Annotated in this window: 12 protein-coding genes; 3 read left to right on the top strand and 9 right to left on the bottom strand. The window is 34.7% G+C overall.

Annotated features, from left to right (window positions below; genetic code table 11):
- Positions 1 to 51: 51 nt before the first annotated feature.
- The 8 genes from BR77_RS07930 to kdpB all read right to left on the bottom strand — a co-directional run bounded on the left by BR77_RS07930 (position 52) and on the right by kdpB (position 12,000).
- A complete protein-coding gene (locus tag BR77_RS07930) occupies positions 52 to 2,763 on the bottom strand; it encodes a YhgE/Pip domain-containing protein (RefSeq protein WP_197537116.1) in 2,712 nt (903 codons plus the stop codon).
- Complete coding sequence (locus tag BR77_RS07935) at positions 2,744 to 3,271, bottom strand: Rrf2 family transcriptional regulator (RefSeq protein WP_010049933.1); 528 nt, start codon at positions 3,269 to 3,271, stop codon at positions 2,744 to 2,746. Before BR77_RS07935 ends, BR77_RS07930 begins: the two co-directional genes overlap by 20 nt.
- A 204-nt stretch (positions 3,272 to 3,475) precedes the next feature.
- Positions 3,476 to 4,714, bottom strand: a complete 1,239-nt coding sequence (locus BR77_RS07940; RefSeq protein WP_015075580.1) for a serine hydrolase domain-containing protein — start codon at positions 4,712 to 4,714, stop codon at positions 3,476 to 3,478.
- Between the two features lie 134 nt (positions 4,715 to 4,848).
- Positions 4,849 to 5,442: a glycerol-3-phosphate acyltransferase gene (locus tag BR77_RS07945; protein ID WP_010049930.1), complete on the bottom strand. Its 594-nt coding sequence runs from the start codon at positions 5,440 to 5,442 to the stop codon at positions 4,849 to 4,851.
- 121 nt (positions 5,443 to 5,563) lie between these two features.
- Complete coding sequence (locus tag BR77_RS07950) at positions 5,564 to 6,250, bottom strand: response regulator (RefSeq protein ID WP_015075579.1); 687 nt, start codon at positions 6,248 to 6,250, stop codon at positions 5,564 to 5,566.
- A gap of 49 nt (positions 6,251 to 6,299) precedes the next feature.
- Complete coding sequence (locus tag BR77_RS07955) at positions 6,300 to 8,993, bottom strand: sensor histidine kinase (RefSeq protein WP_016356319.1); 2,694 nt, start codon at positions 8,991 to 8,993, stop codon at positions 6,300 to 6,302.
- Positions 8,994 to 9,341: 348 nt separating this feature from the next.
- On the bottom strand, positions 9,342 to 9,920 hold the full coding sequence (locus tag BR77_RS07960) for a potassium-transporting ATPase subunit C (protein WP_015075574.1): 579 nt from the start codon (positions 9,918 to 9,920) through the stop codon (positions 9,342 to 9,344).
- A 22-nt stretch (positions 9,921 to 9,942) separates the two neighbouring features.
- Complete coding sequence (gene kdpB / locus BR77_RS07965) at positions 9,943 to 12,000, bottom strand: potassium-transporting ATPase subunit KdpB (protein ID WP_015075573.1); 2,058 nt, start codon at positions 11,998 to 12,000, stop codon at positions 9,943 to 9,945.
- Positions 12,001 to 12,069: 69 nt separating this feature from the next.
- On the opposite strand from kdpB, the gene BR77_RS19070 reads away from it, so the two are divergent.
- Entirely contained in the window at positions 12,070 to 12,282 is a 213-nt protein-coding gene (locus BR77_RS19070) for a hypothetical protein (RefSeq protein WP_155520288.1), read from the top strand.
- 31 nt (positions 12,283 to 12,313) lie between these two features.
- On the opposite strand, the gene kdpA is transcribed toward BR77_RS19070, so the two are convergent.
- On the bottom strand, positions 12,314 to 13,996 hold the full coding sequence (gene kdpA / locus BR77_RS07975) for a potassium-transporting ATPase subunit KdpA (protein ID WP_010049923.1): 1,683 nt from the start codon (positions 13,994 to 13,996) through the stop codon (positions 12,314 to 12,316).
- Positions 13,997 to 14,948: 952 nt separating this feature from the next.
- Between kdpA and BR77_RS07980 the strand changes: the two genes are divergently transcribed.
- Both BR77_RS07980 and BR77_RS07985 read left to right on the top strand, forming a co-directional pair.
- Positions 14,949 to 15,956, top strand: coding sequence for a glycoside hydrolase family 73 protein (locus BR77_RS07980; RefSeq protein WP_229252034.1), 1,008 nt, complete (start codon positions 14,949 to 14,951; stop codon positions 15,954 to 15,956).
- A 22-nt stretch (positions 15,957 to 15,978) separates the two neighbouring features.
- The gene (locus tag BR77_RS07985) at positions 15,979 to 16,854 is read left to right on the top strand and encodes a C40 family peptidase (protein WP_010049921.1); all 876 of its coding nucleotides are present in this window, start codon (positions 15,979 to 15,981) and stop codon (positions 16,852 to 16,854) included.
- The last annotated feature ends 48 nt before the right edge of the window (positions 16,855 to 16,902 follow it).

Consider the following 16,902-nt stretch of genomic DNA (forward strand, 5'->3'; position numbering starts at 1 on the left):
AAAAAGCTACAGCTAAGCAAAATATCTTGCTTAGCTGTAGCTTTTATCTTATTACTCTTCGACTGCTTGTAATTTTTGATTATTATCTAATTGTGAAACATCATCTAAATGTCTTTTTTGTAACCAGTTCATTGATACCATTAATAAACCACTAAAGACTACAAAAATTGCCACTAAGATGAAGACACTTTGATTAAATGTTCCTTGACCTAATCCACCAGAAATAGCTTCTCTGAATCCATAGATTGAGTGAGACATTGGTAAGAATGGGTGAATTGCATTGAAGAATCCATTTGTTAATGGCATTGGGAATGTTCCACCAGCACCACCTAATTGAACAATTAGAAGTACCATTGCCACAAATCGACCTGGATTATCAAACGTCATTGCTAAGAACATAATGATAAACATATAGGCTAGTGAAGTCACGATTGCCATTGTAAACATTTGTCCAACAGATTGAACATTTAAACCTAGTACTAACATAATTCCAACTTCAATTACGGCCATAGCGATTGCTACAACAGTACCAATTGAAAATTTACTTAACCACCAAGCACGGCTTGATTGACCTTCCATTGAAATTTTGCGAATTGGGAAAATAAAGTTGAAGACAAGTGAACCAACATATAAAGCTAGTGACATAACATAAGGAGCTAGCGCAGCGCCATAGTTGTCCACATGACTAAATTCTTTATGAGTTAATTTATCTGGACTTGCTAACATATCAAAAGTTTTATCTGTTGCTTTAATGCCATTAACTTCTTTAGCACCATCGCCTAATTTCGTACTTAATTCTTTGGTTCCTGAATTCAACGTTCCAAGTCCATCGCCTAATGTTTTAGAACCATCTGCTAACTGACCTGAACCAGATTGAATTTGTGTTGCTCCACTAGCTAATTGACCGATTCCATCCTTTAATTGAGGAGAATTTTCGGTTAATTTACCTGTTCCAGCTGCTAATTGACTAGAGCCATCATTTAATTGTGTCACACCACTGATTAATTCTGGTAATTTCCCTGAAATTTGACCAATCCCACCATTTAAGGCGTTAGCACCTGCATTTAAGGCACCTGAATTAGCCGTTAACTGTTTAGCTCCTGATTGTAATCGATCAACACCAGCTGTATATTGTTGAATACCTGTGTTTAATGTCGTACTACCATCAGATAAACGTTTTAAACCAGAATTCAATTGAGTTACTCCTGCTAATAAGCCTTTTTCAGGTGCATCAATTTTCGCTTTGATTGTTCCAAGACCTTGAGCAGCTTTAGAAGCTTGAACTAAAGGTTCTTTAGTTCCATCATTTAAAGCATTTACTCCTGTTTTTAAAGCAGCGGACAATTGTGCTAAATTACCTAATTGAGTTTGGATATCTTGCAAACTTGCACCAATTTTAGTAGTATTATTCCCTATACTTGCTATAGAAGCTAATTCCTCATCTTTTTGCTTATTTAATTCATTTTCCAAAGCTGTTTCTATTTCTTTTCTCTGAGGCTCAAGTATTTGATCATAAGCTTCTGTTGACTTTAATGCATTAAGAGTTTTTTCTGGATTTTCATTTGCATTTCCAGCTAGTTTTTGTAATTCTGCTCCATTTGTTTCAAGGTTACTTTGAATAGCTTGCATATCAGCAGTAATTGCCGAAGTAACTGCATCTGATTTGCTTGAATCATTGACTGCTGCAGCTAACTGATTTATATTCTCACCTATTGTTGTTAGACCAACAGATAATTTATTTAAGTCTTCTGGTGAAGCTGTTATACCATCACTCATTTGTTGAACACCAGGTAATAACTCATTTTCAAAAGTTTGTTGAGCTAAAGCAATATTTTTACTTAAATCATTTATTCCTACATTTAACTTACCATTTTTATCAACAAGTTGATTACTACCATCCATTAATTGTGAAACACCGGTAGTATAAGCACCAACGCCATTTGCTAATGTTTGTGAACCATCGCTTAATTGACCAACACCGGCTTGTAATGGACCAACATTTGAAGCTAATTGACCAATACCGTCATTTAATTTCGTTGCGCCATCATTCAATTGTGTTACACCATCTGTATATTGATCTAAACCAACTTCTAATTTATTAGCTCCGTCACTAAATGTAATGGTACTTGTCGCTAATTTTTGTAAGTTTTCAGTGATGGTTTTATTTCCATCGTTTAATTTTGTAGAACCCTCTTGCAATTTTTTTGAACCGTCTGCTGCTTGTGTAAAGCCATCACCGACTTTTTCAATTTGAGCAAAAATGGATTCTGCATAAGCTTTGGTTACATTCGCAGAAACTTCACTTTGTAATTGCTTCGCGGCTGTTTCACCAATAACCTCACCAATATAATTTAATGAACCATTTGTTTCATAGGTAATATTCATTTTTTTAGGATTTTTATCTAAAAGTGTTGAAGCATTTTTAGAAAAGTTCTCTGGCAATGTCACAACCATATAATATTTTTTATCTTTCATTCCTTGTTCTGCTTGTTTTTTAGAGACGAATTGCCAGTCTAAGAGTTCATTTTTTTTCAAATTCTCGACCAACTGATCCCCAACATCTAATGTTTTGCCTTCATAATCAACTGATTTATCCATATTGACAACTGCAACTGGCAACTCGCCGGTTTTACCATATGGATCCCACACTGATTTTAAGAAGAACGCTGCGTATAGGATTGGAATAAATAGGATTACAATAAATGAGATTAATAAAATCTTATTATTGACTAATTTTTTCCATTCATTTTTCATCATTTCCATTGACATTATTCAACACCTTTCGTAATAAACCTTTTTTCTCGGCTAAATCATTCCAATTTAAAACTGGAATTTCATGAAGTCCTAACGTTTCTTGAATTAAATCTTCCACTGTTTGCTGATTAAGGTATTTCGTATAATACGTATCTGCTTTTTGAAAAACATCCGTCAACACTAAATCGCCTTGCGTAGCAACTGGTTGCATATCTTGAAAAACCATATTAATCAATCCTGTATTTGGATAAGTTACAATCGGTCCCTCCAACGCTTCAATGATATCTAGTAAGGTGATATTTTGTGGCCTTTTTGCCAATGTAAAACCACCATTAATTCCTGATACCGAATTGACTAAGTCGTTGACTACCAATTTCCGCATCAATTTTTTGATGTATGTCGGTGAGCCTTGCAATCGTTGATTGATAATAAATGAAGAAACTGGTATTTCTTTTTCTTGTGTCGCCAGTAACGTAATAATACAAACAGCTTGTTCTAATCCTTTCGTTAGTTTCATGATTTCGCCTCTTTTCCGTTTGCTTCGTAAAGAAACTCGTATAAGATACATCTCGTATCCATTAGAGACTTTCTTTATCCACGACTAAATTTACTCCTATTTTAGAAAAAATGCAAGTAAAAGTTTTCATTTTCAGCAAAAAGTTTTCATGAAATTTTCAAAAGCTTGTTACATTAACATTTTAAGCAAAAAAAAAGAACTCAATTAAGAGTTCTCCATTTTCTTAGCTGCTTCATAAATCGATCCAGCTACTTTTAAAATATCAAATTCTGGTTTTTCATTAGCCATAATAATAACAGCATCTTTTGCATCCAAAGAAGTTAAAACTAATACATTGTAGCTACCTAAAACACCATGACTATATTTCGTATCATTGCTCATATACATTCCAAAACCATAACCATTTTTAGAATTTCCAGGTGTTTGAATCTCCGCGAGACTCTCAGGACTAACTAACTTACCAGTAATCAAGGCTTGATTGAATTTGTATAAATCACCTGGTGTCATATACATATTTCCAGCGCCGAATTCTTGTGAAAGACTTGCGTCAGAGATGCTAGCTAGTTGATAGGGATCTGTATTCGCCTTTTGATAGGGATTAGCATGAAATAAAGCTGAATTAAATGTATCATAAAAACCAGTATGGGAAAGTCCTGCTGGAGCTAGAACCGTATCACGAATAAATTCTGAATATCCTTTTCCTGAAACCTGTTCAATAATCCCCGCTAGCAAGCTGTAATTATCATTAGAATAATGCCATTGACCACTATCTTTTAAAACAGTTTGATTCACAATATCCTCGACAACTTGTTGATGCGTCATAGCTACAGTTGGTTTTTTCCGTCCCTGTATACCAGACATATGTGTCAATAACTGGCGAACTGTGATACCTGTCCCACCTTTTAAATTGGGATAGAAGTTGCTAACAGGATCATCAACCTTTAATTTCCCCTCATCTACTAGTTTCATAATCCCAACTGCTGTGACACTTTTCTGTACGGATCCAATGTAAAATAAAGATTGAAATGAATTCCCAATATTTTGACTCTTATCTGCAAATCCATAGCCTTTATTTAGCATAACTTTGCCATCTTTCACGACTAATACCGAACCAATAAAAGTATCTTTATTTAATGCCTTTTCAATTTCTTGGGTTAATTCAGGATACTGACTTCCATCAGTAGGTACGTCTAGGTTAGCCATCATTTCTGCTCCCTGTGTATCTGGAACTACTGGATTTTCTGGCTCTTGGCTACTCTCGGAGGAAGCTTCATTAGAACTTTCTTTACTATTTTCTTCACTGGTTGCCAGCACTTTTTTTATATTTTTTGAATCTGGTTGATTAAACAAGGAGGTGCTATATTTTGCTGAAAAAAATCCAACAGCTCCTACACAGATTAACAGTAGCATTAGGGCTAGTATCGTCCGTATTTTTTTCTTCATTGCCTTTCCCCCACTCATCGAATAAAATTAAATATGCTATTTTCTTTTCAATTCTACTCTATTTTTAAGTCAGTTTAAATAAAGAAAGTGTGAAGATTTTCATAATGTTTTTTTCAACAAAAAAAGGAACTGATTTATTCAACAAAATCAGTTCCTTCTTTTTTCTTATTTCTAGGAATCACATAAAAAGCTAAAATAGCTAATAAAATCCCCGCAAAGTAATACGTCCAACTAATAGATAGAGGACTATAAAAACTAGTCACTGGAATGCAAGCCATTCCTAGCAATCCCGCCAGTGTCTTATTTCTAAAAATAGCGTAGACAAGCAAAGTGACTGCTACTAGAATAACGATAGCGAACGGAAGTATTAATAAAGTCGAAGCTAAGTATACGACAACGCCCATTCCCCCACGAAAACCTAAAAAGACTGGAAAACAGTGTCCTAAAAAGACACCTATAAAAACAATGATTTTGGCCATCGTCCAATCAGGAAAATAATAGTTTATCACTAAATATATTCCAATCGTTTTCAATCCATCGATAAGTATCGTGCCAATAAAGCCATATTTCCCCATCACACGATAGACATTACGAGCCCCCGCATTACCTGAAAATTGTTCCCTAATATCTTGTTTTTTCCGAAATTTAACTAATAAATAGCCACCATTAATTGTTCCTACTAAATAACCAAGTAAAAGAATTAAACTTAGCTGTATTTCTTTTGGCATCAAGCCAACTCCCTTATAATAAAGACTTTTCTTTATTTATTATAGCAAAAAATTAAAAAAAAAGCCTGATAATTTTTCAAGCTTTTGATTTATTTTAAGTTCAATAAAGTCATTTTCCAGACTAAGTTAATTCTACCATACGATACCCAATCCCTATTTCAGTTAAAATAAAATGTGGTTCAGCTGGATTTACTTCTATTTTTCGACGGATATTGGACATATTCACACGTAATGCTTGATTTTCTGAAACATAAGGTCCCCAGACATGTTTAGAAATAAAGTCATGAGTTAAGACTTTTCCAATATTGATTGCCAATAATTGAATAATTTTGTACTCATTTGGTGTTAAATGAATTTTTTCTCCAGCAATTTCAACTTGTCTTTTTTCAAAATCAATAGTTAACTCACCGTTAATTAATTGACTATTTTCTGAATCTTTTTTTGTTGAATGACGTAAAGCCGTTCGAATCCTTGCCAATAATTCAGAAGTTCCAAAAGGTTTAGTAATATAATCATCAGCACCTTCATCTAAAGCCGACACTTTCTCGACTTCATTCCCACGAGCAGAAACAATCAAAATTGGAATTTCAGACCAGCCTCGAATTGTTTGCAACACCTCAATACCATCAATATCTGGTAAACCTAAATCTAAAATCACCACGTCTGGTGACCATGTAGCACACATACTAATTCCCAATTTTCCAGTATCAGCAGTCAAGACTTTATAATCATTTCCAGTTAAAATAGCTGTCATAAAATTAGAAATTGCCGGGTCATCTTCAATCACCAAAACTGTTTTTATACTCATTGATACTCCTCCTCCCATCTAGTAGCCCTAATACAGACCCATAAAAGACTTAATCTATTGGTAAAGTAAATCTAAAGACAGCTCCACCTTGTTGCTTGTTCGTCACTTCTATTGTACCACTATGAGCGGCAACAATGGTTTTACAAATCGACAATCCAATTCCCATTCCTCGAGTTGCATCAATTGGTGTGTCACTTTCTTTTCCAAATTGATCAAACAACGAAGCTAATTTTTTTTCTGGAATACCAATACCATTATCTGTCACTTCAAAAATAGCTTTGTTCCGATTTCGCTTCACAATGACAGATATCGCGCCTTTTGAACCAGAATGCTTAATCGCATTCTCCATTAAATTAATTAAAACTTGTTCAATCAACGTTCCATCCATCGGAACCAATAAAAATTCATCTGGAACTTTAACTATTAATTCTTGTTCCTTAAATCGTTTGCGAATGCGGCGCACAGCACCAGCAACAATTTCTTCAACAGCTTCCGGCATTTTTTTAACTTTCATCGTTCCTTCATCAATTCGGGTAACAGACAATAGATTTTCTACCATGCGGATAAGCCATTCTGAATCTTCTTTAATATCTTTAATTAAACTCAGTTTTAATTCCTCATCAAATTTATCTTTATTTTCAAGAATAGCTGAGCTAGCTCCTAGTATTCCTGTCAAAGGTGTGCGTAAATCATGAGAAATAGCTCTTAATAAATTACTTCGCATTTTCTCTTTTTCAGTTTCCAACATGATTTGTTGTTGCTCTGTAACTAAATATTGTCTTTCTAAAGCTAAAGAAAGTTGAGATGCAATTAATTTTAAAAAGTTTAAATTCTCATGTGTCAATGGATTTTCTTTTGATAACAAGACACCAATAACAGCCAAAACTCGCCCTTGAGAAAGGACGGGTAAATAAAAACCCTTCGCACCCATTAATGTATCAGTTCCGTAACCTGCAACCTTTTGATTATTAAAAACCCAATTAGCAACAGCTTCTTCATCAGATCCCGTTAAAACCTCAATATCCTGCTTGTTTTCGAAGGCTAAAGCTTTGTGATTCAGTAAATTTTTCCCTTGCTCCGTGTAAAATATGACACTATGATTCATAGTGCTTACAAGGTAATCATTGGTTAAATTTATAATACCATTTAGATTTCGAGTAGCTAATAATTTTTTGTTGAAATCGTATAAGACACCCATTTGATGCTCTTTTTTTATTGATTCACGTGCTTGACTTTTGACACGAATCATCATATTACTGGTAAATAAGGCAACCATTAACATGATTAATAACGTAATTGGGTAACCAGCTTTATAAACGGTCAGAGAAAACAATGGATCTACAAAAAACCAATTAAAAAATATAACGCTTATAATAGAAGATAAAACTCCATAAAAATAGCCTGTTGTTACTTGTGAAATAATCAAAATAAAGAGCAAATACACCACGATAACATTTTGATCGCCAATTCCTAGAAAAGAAAAAATTTCTGATAGCAATGTCGCCATTAATAATAACACCATCGTTTTAAGACTATCTGCTATTGTTAAATTTTTAGGAATTAAACGTTCTTTCGAAAAGAAGCGATTCTTAATTCGTGGATATTTTTCAATAAACGGCACAATATGCAACTCAACATTACTTAAATGTTTAATCAAGCGATCTTCAATATCATCCTTTAGCAGACGTTGATAATCCAATTTACGACGATGCTTTCCGATAATAATATCTGTTACGCCTGTCAATTTGGCATATTGAGCAATTGTCGTCACTGGATTATGACCGGATAACGTGACAACTTCTGCTCCTAAGCGCTCAGCCAGTTCATTATTTCGTTTTAACAAAGCCAATTCTGCTTCACTTTTCTCATTATCTCCACTTTCATCCACATGAAGAACAACCCACTCTGCGCGAAAAGCATTGGCTAACCGAGCCGTCCAACGAATACATTTTTCAGCACCTGTTTGATGTTCGCTATCAATACAAGTCAATAATTTAACATGAGCCCGTTTTTCTGTATAAGCCTCTTCAATCCGATTATCCATTCCAATATGATCCGCAGCGCGACGAATCGCAATTTCACGAAGTAATTTAAGATTTTCTTTTGTAAAAAAGTGATTCATAGCTTTCTTAGCATGCTCAGGACGATAGATTTTACCTTCTTTTAAACGACCCAACAATTCATCAGGTTCTACATCAATTAATTTAATAAGAGCCTCATCAAAAAATGAATCTGGCACAGTTTCATGCACACGAACATGCGTGATATCCTCGACAATATCATTTAAGCTTTCAATATGTTGCACATTTACAGTTGTGTAAACATCTATACCGGCTTGTAATAGCTCTTCAATATCTTGGTATCTTTTTTTATTTCTAGAGCCTAGAGCATTAGTATGTGCTAATTCATCAACTAAAATTATTTCTGGCTGTAGCCTAAGTGCTTCATCCAAATCAAATTCCTCTAGCATCATATTTTTATACGGTATCTTTTTAGAAGGCAGTTGATTTAAATGATCTAATAAAGCCATTGTTTCAGGACGTGCATGAGGTTCTACATAACCAGCTAAAACGACTTTACCGGTTTCTTGTTGTTCAATTGCTTCCTTCAGCATCCCGTAAGTTTTCCCTACTCCAGCAGCATACCCAAAAAAAACACGTAATTTCCCCATTGTAGTTTCCTCATCCTGCCCAACTTGTAGTAACAATTGATCTGGATCTGGCCGTATATCCTCTTCCTGCATAAAATCACTCCTTTAATAAAAAGTTTGTTGAGCTGGTTAGCTCCGGCAAGAAAATAGGAAAAATTGATAGGACGTTTTTTGTCCTCTCGAATTTTTATCTTTTTCTCGAGGAGTTGGCTCATAAGAACTAGCCTTAATAAAAAGTTTGTTGAGCCGGTTAGGCCTGGCAGAAAAATAGGAAATTCCAAGAAAAGTGATTCTTTACTTTTTTGGGAATTTATCTTTTTTCCGAAGGACTGGCTCATAAGAACTAGCCTAATAAAAAGTTTGTTGAACTTGTTCAGGCTCGAATGAAAAATAAGGAATGAGAGAAAACAGTTTTATCAACTCCCTCATTCCAACTACTTCCTATTTAATTATTTTCAAACCATCTAACTGCATATTCACGCCTAAAACATTTACTCTTGGTTCCCCTATTTTACCAAAGATTGTTCCGATTGTATTGTTTTTGATTACTTTCTCAACTTCTTTTTCTGAAATTCCTCGTTCATTTGCTATTCGATCAACTTGATACAAAGCAGTTGCCAAAGAAATTTCTGGATCAACTCCACTACCAGAAGCCGTTACAAGTTCCATTGGAATTTCAGCTTTATTCATAGGATCAATTTTTTCTAAATTTGCAATCCGCTCTAAAACCAATTCTTTTTGTTCAGAACTAACTGGTGAAAGTTGGCTAGCACTAGCACCTGTATTTGGACGACCAAGTAAATATTTAGGTTCAGTAAATCCTTGTCCAATCAATTTAGAACCAATTTGCTTTTCGCCTCCTTCAGCTAAAGCAACCGTTACAATACTTCCATTTGCTTCCTCAGGGAAAAACAATTGGGCAATTCCCGTCACAAGTAATGTATAAGCAAAACCACATATCACCGTCATCACCATTAACATTTTAAAACCGGGCATTAAAGCCGCTTTAAAAGTTTTCATTTACTATTCCGCCTTCCTAAAATTAAACTAAACCAACTACTGTTAACGCCATATCAATTAATTTAATTGCGATAAATGGTGCAATTAAGCCACCTAAACCATAAACAAATAAATTGTGACGTAAGATTTGACTGGCTGGTAACTCTTTATAGGCTACACCCTTTAATGACAAAGGAATTAGCGCAATAATAATCACGGCATTATAGATAATCGCCGATAAAATCGCACTTGTTGGGCTTGTTAAATGCATGATGTTTAAGGCATTTAGTTGAGGATAGATTCCATAAAATAACACTGGAATAATCGCAAAATATTTTGCTACATCGTTAGCAATACTAAATGTCGTCAATGCACCTCGAGTCATTAACAGTTGTTTCCCAATTTGAACAATATCTATTAATTTTGTTGGACTAGAATCTAAATCAATCATATTCCCAGCTTCTTTAGCTGCTTGAGTTCCAGTATTCATTGCCACCGCTACATCGGCTTGCGCTAATGCAGGAGCATCATTGGTTCCATCGCCAGTCATCGCAACTAAATGCCCTTCTTCTTGGTACTGACGAATTAACTCTAATTTAGCTTCTGGAGTCGCTTCTGCTAAAAAATCATCCACGCCCGCTTCAGCTGCAATTGCGGCTGCGGTCATTGGATTATCCCCAGTAATCATAATTGTTTTGATGCCCATTTTACGTAAATCATCAAAACGTTCTTTGACACCATTTTTGACTATATCTTTCAAATAAACGACACCAAGGACTTTTTTATTCTTAACAACAACTAAAGGTGTTCCACCTAGACCTGCAATTTTCGCTACAATTTGATCACATTCTTCAGGATATACTTCCCCTGCAGCTACCACAAACTGTTTAACTGTATCCGCAGCACCTTTGCGAATCTCGTTGCCTTGATAATCAATCCCACTCATGCGTGTTTTCGCAGAGAAATCAATAAAAGTTGCATTTAACTCTTGAAAATCACGTCCACGAATCTCAAACCGCTCTTTAGCTAAGATAACAATACTACGTCCTTCAGCAGTTTCATCTGCCAAAGAAGACAATTGAGCTGCATCCGCCAATTCAAATTCCTCGACTCCAGCAACTGGTAAAAATTCACTAGCTTTACGATTTCCCAGTGTAATGGTTCCAGTTTTATCCAACATTAAAATATCGACGTCCCCAGCCGCCTCAATAGCACGACCACTCATAGCTAAGACATTTGCTTTATTTAAACGACTCATACCTGCAATTCCAATTGAAGAAAGCAACGCACCAATCGTTGTTGGAGCTAAACAAACTAATAAAGCAATAATAGTTGTCAAAGAAAGTGCTGATCCATTTCCAGCCAATTGACTCGAAAATTCTGTAAAAGGCAGCAATGTCGCTGAAACAACTAAAAAGATAATGGTCAAAGTCACCAATAGAATTTGTAATGAAATTTCATTGGGTGTCTTTTTACGAGCTGAACCTTCTACCATAGCAATCATCTTATCCAAGAAACTTTCGCCACTTTCAGCAGTTACTTGAATCACTAAAAAATCTGAAACGACGGTTGTTCCACCAGTAACTGCGCTTCGATCACCACCAGATTCTCGAATCACAGGGGCAGATTCACCTGTAATAGCACTCTCATCTACAGAAGCCGCACCATCAACCACATCACCATCCATTGGAATCTGCTCACCGGTGGCAACATAAACAATATCCCCACGTTTTAAATCCGAAGAAACAACTTCCGTAAACTGATCAATAGCCTTAATTGATTTTAATTTTTTAGCCATAACTTCCTTACGAGCACTTTTCAGACTATCCGCTTGTGCACGACCGCGACCTTCCGCGATAGCTTCAGCAAAGTTTGCAAATAAAATTGTCACCCATAAAATTAAAGCAATTGCTAAGATAAAGCCAGCAGGTGCGTCATTAATCCCAGCAAACGATAGAAAATACAAACACGTTGTCAAAACTGCTCCTAAATAAACAACAAACATAACTGGGTTTTTAAGTTGAATCATTGGTGCTAATTTAACAAAAGATTGCTTAAAAGCATCTTGAAAAACCATTTTTCTAGATTGTTCCTCTTGCATCTCCATTCACTCCTATATAAAAAGTTTGTTGAGCCCGTTAGGCCTGGCAGAAAAATAGGGAAATTTGATGTGGCGCTTTTTGCCACCTCGAAATTTCATCTTTTTTCCGAAGGACTGGCTCATAAGAACTGGCCTAATAAAAAGTTTGTTGAGCCGGTTAGACCTGGCAGAAAAATAGGAAAATTTGATGTGGCGCTTTTTGCCACCTCGAAATTTTATCTTTTTTCCGAAGGACTGGCTCATAAGAACTGGCCTAATAAAAAGTTTGTTGAACTACTTTAGCTCTCAACTAAATAATCAGCAGATACTCATTTTAATGCATAAAATACTCTGCAATTGGTCCCAGTGCCATAGCTGGTAAGAAACTCAATGCTCCAATCAACAAGATAACCCCAATCAACATTCCGACAAACGTTCCATTGGTTGTTGATAACGTCCCATCACTAACAGCGACCATTTTTTTCTTCGCTAAATTACCACCTAAAAATAAAGCTGCAAACATTGGAACAAAGCGTACAACTAACATAATCACTCCACCAACGACATTTAAGAATGGTGTATCTGAGGTTAAGCCTGCAAAAGCACTCCCATTATTATTAGCTAGGGAAGAAAAGGCATATAATACTTCTGAAAAACCATGTGGACCCGAATTTGTTAGCCACTCCATTCCATTTGGCAACATGACGAAACTCATTGTACCTAATAATACTAAAAGTGGTGGAGTTAAAATTAGTAGACACACCATTTTCATGTCAAAAGGATCAATTTTCTTCCCTAAATACTCAGGAGTTCGTCCAACTAATAACCCTGCAATAAATACAGTTAAGATGACAAAGGCAATCATGCCATATAATCCACTACCTGCACCTCCGAAGACAATCTCACCAAGTTGCATTAAGAACATTGGAATCATACCACCTAATGGCGTTAAACTATCATGCATGCCATTCACCGATCCATTAGAAGCTGCTGTAGTGCTAACGGCCCAAAGACTCGTCCATCCAACACCAAAACGGGTTTCTTTCCCTTCTAAACTCCCACTTTCAACAACTCCTGGATAACTAGGTCCAGTATAACTTTCGCTCATGGTTACGCCCACTAAAGCCAAACCTAAAAGTACCAATGAAACAATGAAAATAGTTCTTCCTTGTTTCGCATTTTTTACAAATAAACCAAAGGCGACAATTAAAGCTACTGGAATTAATAAAATCGCTAAATTTTCGATAAAGTTACTAAAGACAGTTGGATTTTCAAATGGAAAGGCTGAGTTAGCCCCAAAATATCCACCACCATTTGTCCCTAATTGTTTAATCGCAATTTGACTTGCTGCTGCACCTAACGGAATCAAAATCTTTTGCCCAGTTTCTAAACTAAATACTGGCACATCAGCGCTAAAAGATTGTACAACTCCTTGAGATACTAACAGCAAGGCAATCACGAATGATACCGGAACTAATATATATAAAACAGCTTTCGTTAAATCTTGCCAAAAATTTCCTAAAGTTTCTTTATTACGTGCAATAAATCCACGTAGTAAAGCAAAAAGAACCGCAATTCCCACACCTGCGGAAACAAAATTTTGAACCGTTAATGCGACCATTTGTGTAAAGGGAGATAATGTTACCTCTCCTGAATAAGCTTGCCAGTTTGTGTTCGTCACAAAACTCATGGCTGTATTAAAAGCTAATCCAATACTTGTTCCTGAAAAACCATTTGGGTTGGCAGGTAAAAAGCCTTGACCTAGCATCAATAGAAAAACAGCTAAAAAGCTAAATAAACTAAAGGAAACAATTGCTAAAGCATATTTTTTTGCTGTCATTTCTAATTTAGCTGGCTTTCCAATGAACTTATATACTTGATTTTCAATAGGTTCAATAACTCTACTTAAAAAAACTTTTTTGCCACTCATCACTCGGTAGCTATAAATACCTAATGGAATGCCCAATCCAATTAAAATAACTAAAAAAAGAATTTGATTTACCACGATTGCACTCACTTATGATCCCCCCAAAACAATATATAAAATAAATAGCCTAATAAAACTAAACCGACTAAACCAACAACTAAATAAATCAGTGTCATTATGGTTAACTCCTTTATTTAAGATAGGTTAAGTTTACTAGATTTCATCTAAAGATAGTGTTAAGGAAAAGTCCTATGGTGTTAAGATAGTGTAAAGATAAAAAAACAGGTTTGTTTCTATAGTTCATTCAATTAAATAGTCAAAAATCTGTTCTTTCACACCGTTTTTGTACTGCTATTTTTTAGTACAACCATATAATTCTCAAAGTCTAGTTATGTTTTAATGACCAACAAAAAAATCCAGTTAAAATCAGAACAGTGATCTTAACTGAATTTACTTTAATTTACTCGCCCACAAATGTATACATATCTTGATTAACTGCGACCTTATACACAGTCGGTTGATCAAGATCATCTAGTATTTTTGAGGCTAACTGAACTTGAGGATATGAGTCTTACTTATAATAGTTTAAAGCAATCGTTTATTATTTATCATTCAGTAAAAAGAATAGAATTATTATACGGATAGAATTGAGTAATATCGTCAAAAATGGTGGACAACTATAAAAACTAGTCACCCACCATTTTTAGTCTTATTTAGTATATTACTTCAATTTGTTATTCTAAAACAAATTGATTATGATACAACTCTGAATAGTCTCGAAGTATTTAGATTGTTTAAACACAGCCTGATAAATTTCAATTAGAATAACGTTCCAAAAAAACCTTCAATAGAAAACGTTTACTTAACAAAAACAATATGATACACTTTATTTATATTTAAAAATAGAAATAAATAGATTTTTGAAATAATTGGTTATAATTTAATCTATTTTTCAAACACCTATACAAAAATTAAAAGGAGAACTACTATGACTACTCAAAAAAAGAATTCCTCATTATTATTATTTATCTGTTTGTTCACTATGTTATTATTTCCAACTACCTCTTCTGCTACTTCTGACGAATCTCCGGTGGCTCAAAATACAGAGATTGGCCCTGGATACTATTCTAAATCTTTCTCTAATAGAACGATTCGAGCGACTCCTGATATCTTTTTAAATCAAATAAAACAAGGAGCTATTGATGGGTGGAAGAATTATCAAATTTTACCTTCAATAACCGCAGCACAAGCAATATTAGAGAGTGGTTGGGGAAACTCCTCATTATCTCAATCTGCAAATAATTTATTCGGAATAAAAGGTAGATACAATGGACAATATATTCTTCTCCCTACACAAGAATATATAAATGGTCAATGGATTGTAGTAAATGCAGAATTCAGAAAATATCCAAATTGGTCTGCAAGCGTCGAAGATCATGGGAAATTTTTTCATGATAATTCTAGATATTCGAACTTAATTGGTATAAAAGACTATAAACAAGTTGCTAATTTATTGAAGCAGGATGGATATGCTACAGATCCTGAATACCCAGCTAAATTAATATCATTGATTGAATCAAATAACTTAGCTAGTTGGGATTCTGAGGCATTCAAGCAATCTGACTATCCTCACGTTGCCATTGATGAATCTATCGCAGTCGTTAATTATATACCTGGCTATGGTGTCTTTGGATTTCGAAGCAATGGAGAAACTATTCTAGACTCAAATTTAAACTTAAAACATGGAACTCAATGGAAAACGTATGGATCAAAAATGATTAATGGCGAAGAAATGTTTTCAATTGGTACAGATTATTATTTACCAAGAAGATATACTAACCTAGATGCTTCTATTATTACGATCAACTATAGTCCCGGATATGGGGTCAAGTCCTATCGAAAAGATGGCTCTTGGACTGGTAACTATTTAACAACTGGAACTAGCTTTCAAACTTTTGGTTTTGAAATAATTAATGATAAAATCATGTATCTTGTTGGATCAAATGAGTATGTACCAAAGCAATATACACAATTTGGCAATGGAAAATAATAATTTAAAGGAGAATTGACTTATGAAAAGAATCGGAAAACTCACTATATTCTCACTTGTTATTATTTCTAGTTTCTTTTTTTATACAAATGAAGTTAAAGCAACTGGAAATCGAGATGATATTGTTCGTACTGCAAAAAATTATTTAGGTGTTCCTTATGTCACTGGAGGAACAACTCCTAGTGGGTTTGATTGCTCTGGCTTAGTACAGTACGTCTTTAAACTAAATGGTTATAATCTACCTCGCGTAACTACTCAACAAGAGAATGCAGGAATAATAATTCCCGTTTCAGAAGCTAAACCTGGTGACTTATATTTTTTTGGAAATAAGGGTAATACAACTCACGATGCTATAGCAATAGGAAATGGTGATTTTATTCATGCACCGCAACCTGGACAGAATGTGAAAATAACTAATATAAAATGGTATACACCAAGTTTTGCAGTAAGAATCCTAACAGATGATATCGACTATCCTCACCCTGCTATTGATGAATCTATCGCAACTGTTGCATATATTCCGGGTTATGGTGTTTTTGGATTCCGAAGTAATGGAGAAAATATTCCTGATTCAAATTTAAACTTAAAGCATGGGACTCAGTGGAAAACGTTTGGCTCAAAAATGATTAATGGAGAAGAAATGTTTTCAATTGGGACAGATTATTATTTACCAAGGAGATATACTAATTTAGATGCATCCGTTATTACCATCAACTATATTCCAGATTATGGTATCAAGTCCTATAGGAAAGACGGCTCTTGGACTGGAAAATATTTATCAACTGGTACTAGTTTCCAAACTTTTGGTTTTGAAATAATCAATGATAAAATTATGTATCTAGTTGGTTCAAATGAATATGTGCCAAAACAATATACACAGTTTGGTAATGGAAAGTAGTATACTATTCCTATGTAATTTTAAATAAGTTATCCAGAGAATATCTAC

Origin of the sequence: Carnobacterium maltaromaticum DSM 20342, assembly GCF_000744945.1 — a bacterium.
In the GTDB taxonomy this organism is placed as follows: Bacteria; Bacillota; Bacilli; order Lactobacillales; family Carnobacteriaceae; genus Carnobacterium; species Carnobacterium maltaromaticum.

Excerpts from the sequence above, each read along its gene's own strand:
- BR77_RS07940 (WP_015075580.1), bottom strand. The coding sequence starts at position 4,714 with ATGAAGAAAAAAATACGGACGATACTAGCCCTAATGCTACTGTTAATC.
- BR77_RS07935 (WP_010049933.1), bottom strand. The coding sequence starts at position 3,271 with ATGAAACTAACGAAAGGATTAGAACAAGCTGTTTGTATTATTACGTTA.
- BR77_RS07930 (WP_197537116.1), bottom strand. The coding sequence starts at position 2,763 with ATGGAAATGATGAAAAATGAATGGAAAAAATTAGTCAATAATAAGATT.
- BR77_RS07985 (WP_010049921.1), top strand. The coding sequence starts at position 15,979 with ATGAAAAGAATCGGAAAACTCACTATATTCTCACTTGTTATTATTTCT.
- BR77_RS07950 (WP_015075579.1), bottom strand. The coding sequence starts at position 6,250 with ATGAGTATAAAAACAGTTTTGGTGATTGAAGATGACCCGGCAATTTCT.
- BR77_RS07980 (WP_229252034.1), top strand. The coding sequence starts at position 14,949 with ATGTTATTATTTCCAACTACCTCTTCTGCTACTTCTGACGAATCTCCG.
- BR77_RS07945 (WP_010049930.1), bottom strand. The coding sequence starts at position 5,442 with ATGCCAAAAGAAATACAGCTAAGTTTAATTCTTTTACTTGGTTATTTA.
- BR77_RS07960 (WP_015075574.1), bottom strand. The coding sequence starts at position 9,920 with ATGAAAACTTTTAAAGCGGCTTTAATGCCCGGTTTTAAAATGTTAATG.
- BR77_RS07955 (WP_016356319.1), bottom strand. The coding sequence starts at position 8,993 with ATGCAGGAAGAGGATATACGGCCAGATCCAGATCAATTGTTACTACAA.
- kdpB (WP_015075573.1), bottom strand. The coding sequence starts at position 12,000 with ATGCAAGAGGAACAATCTAGAAAAATGGTTTTTCAAGATGCTTTTAAG.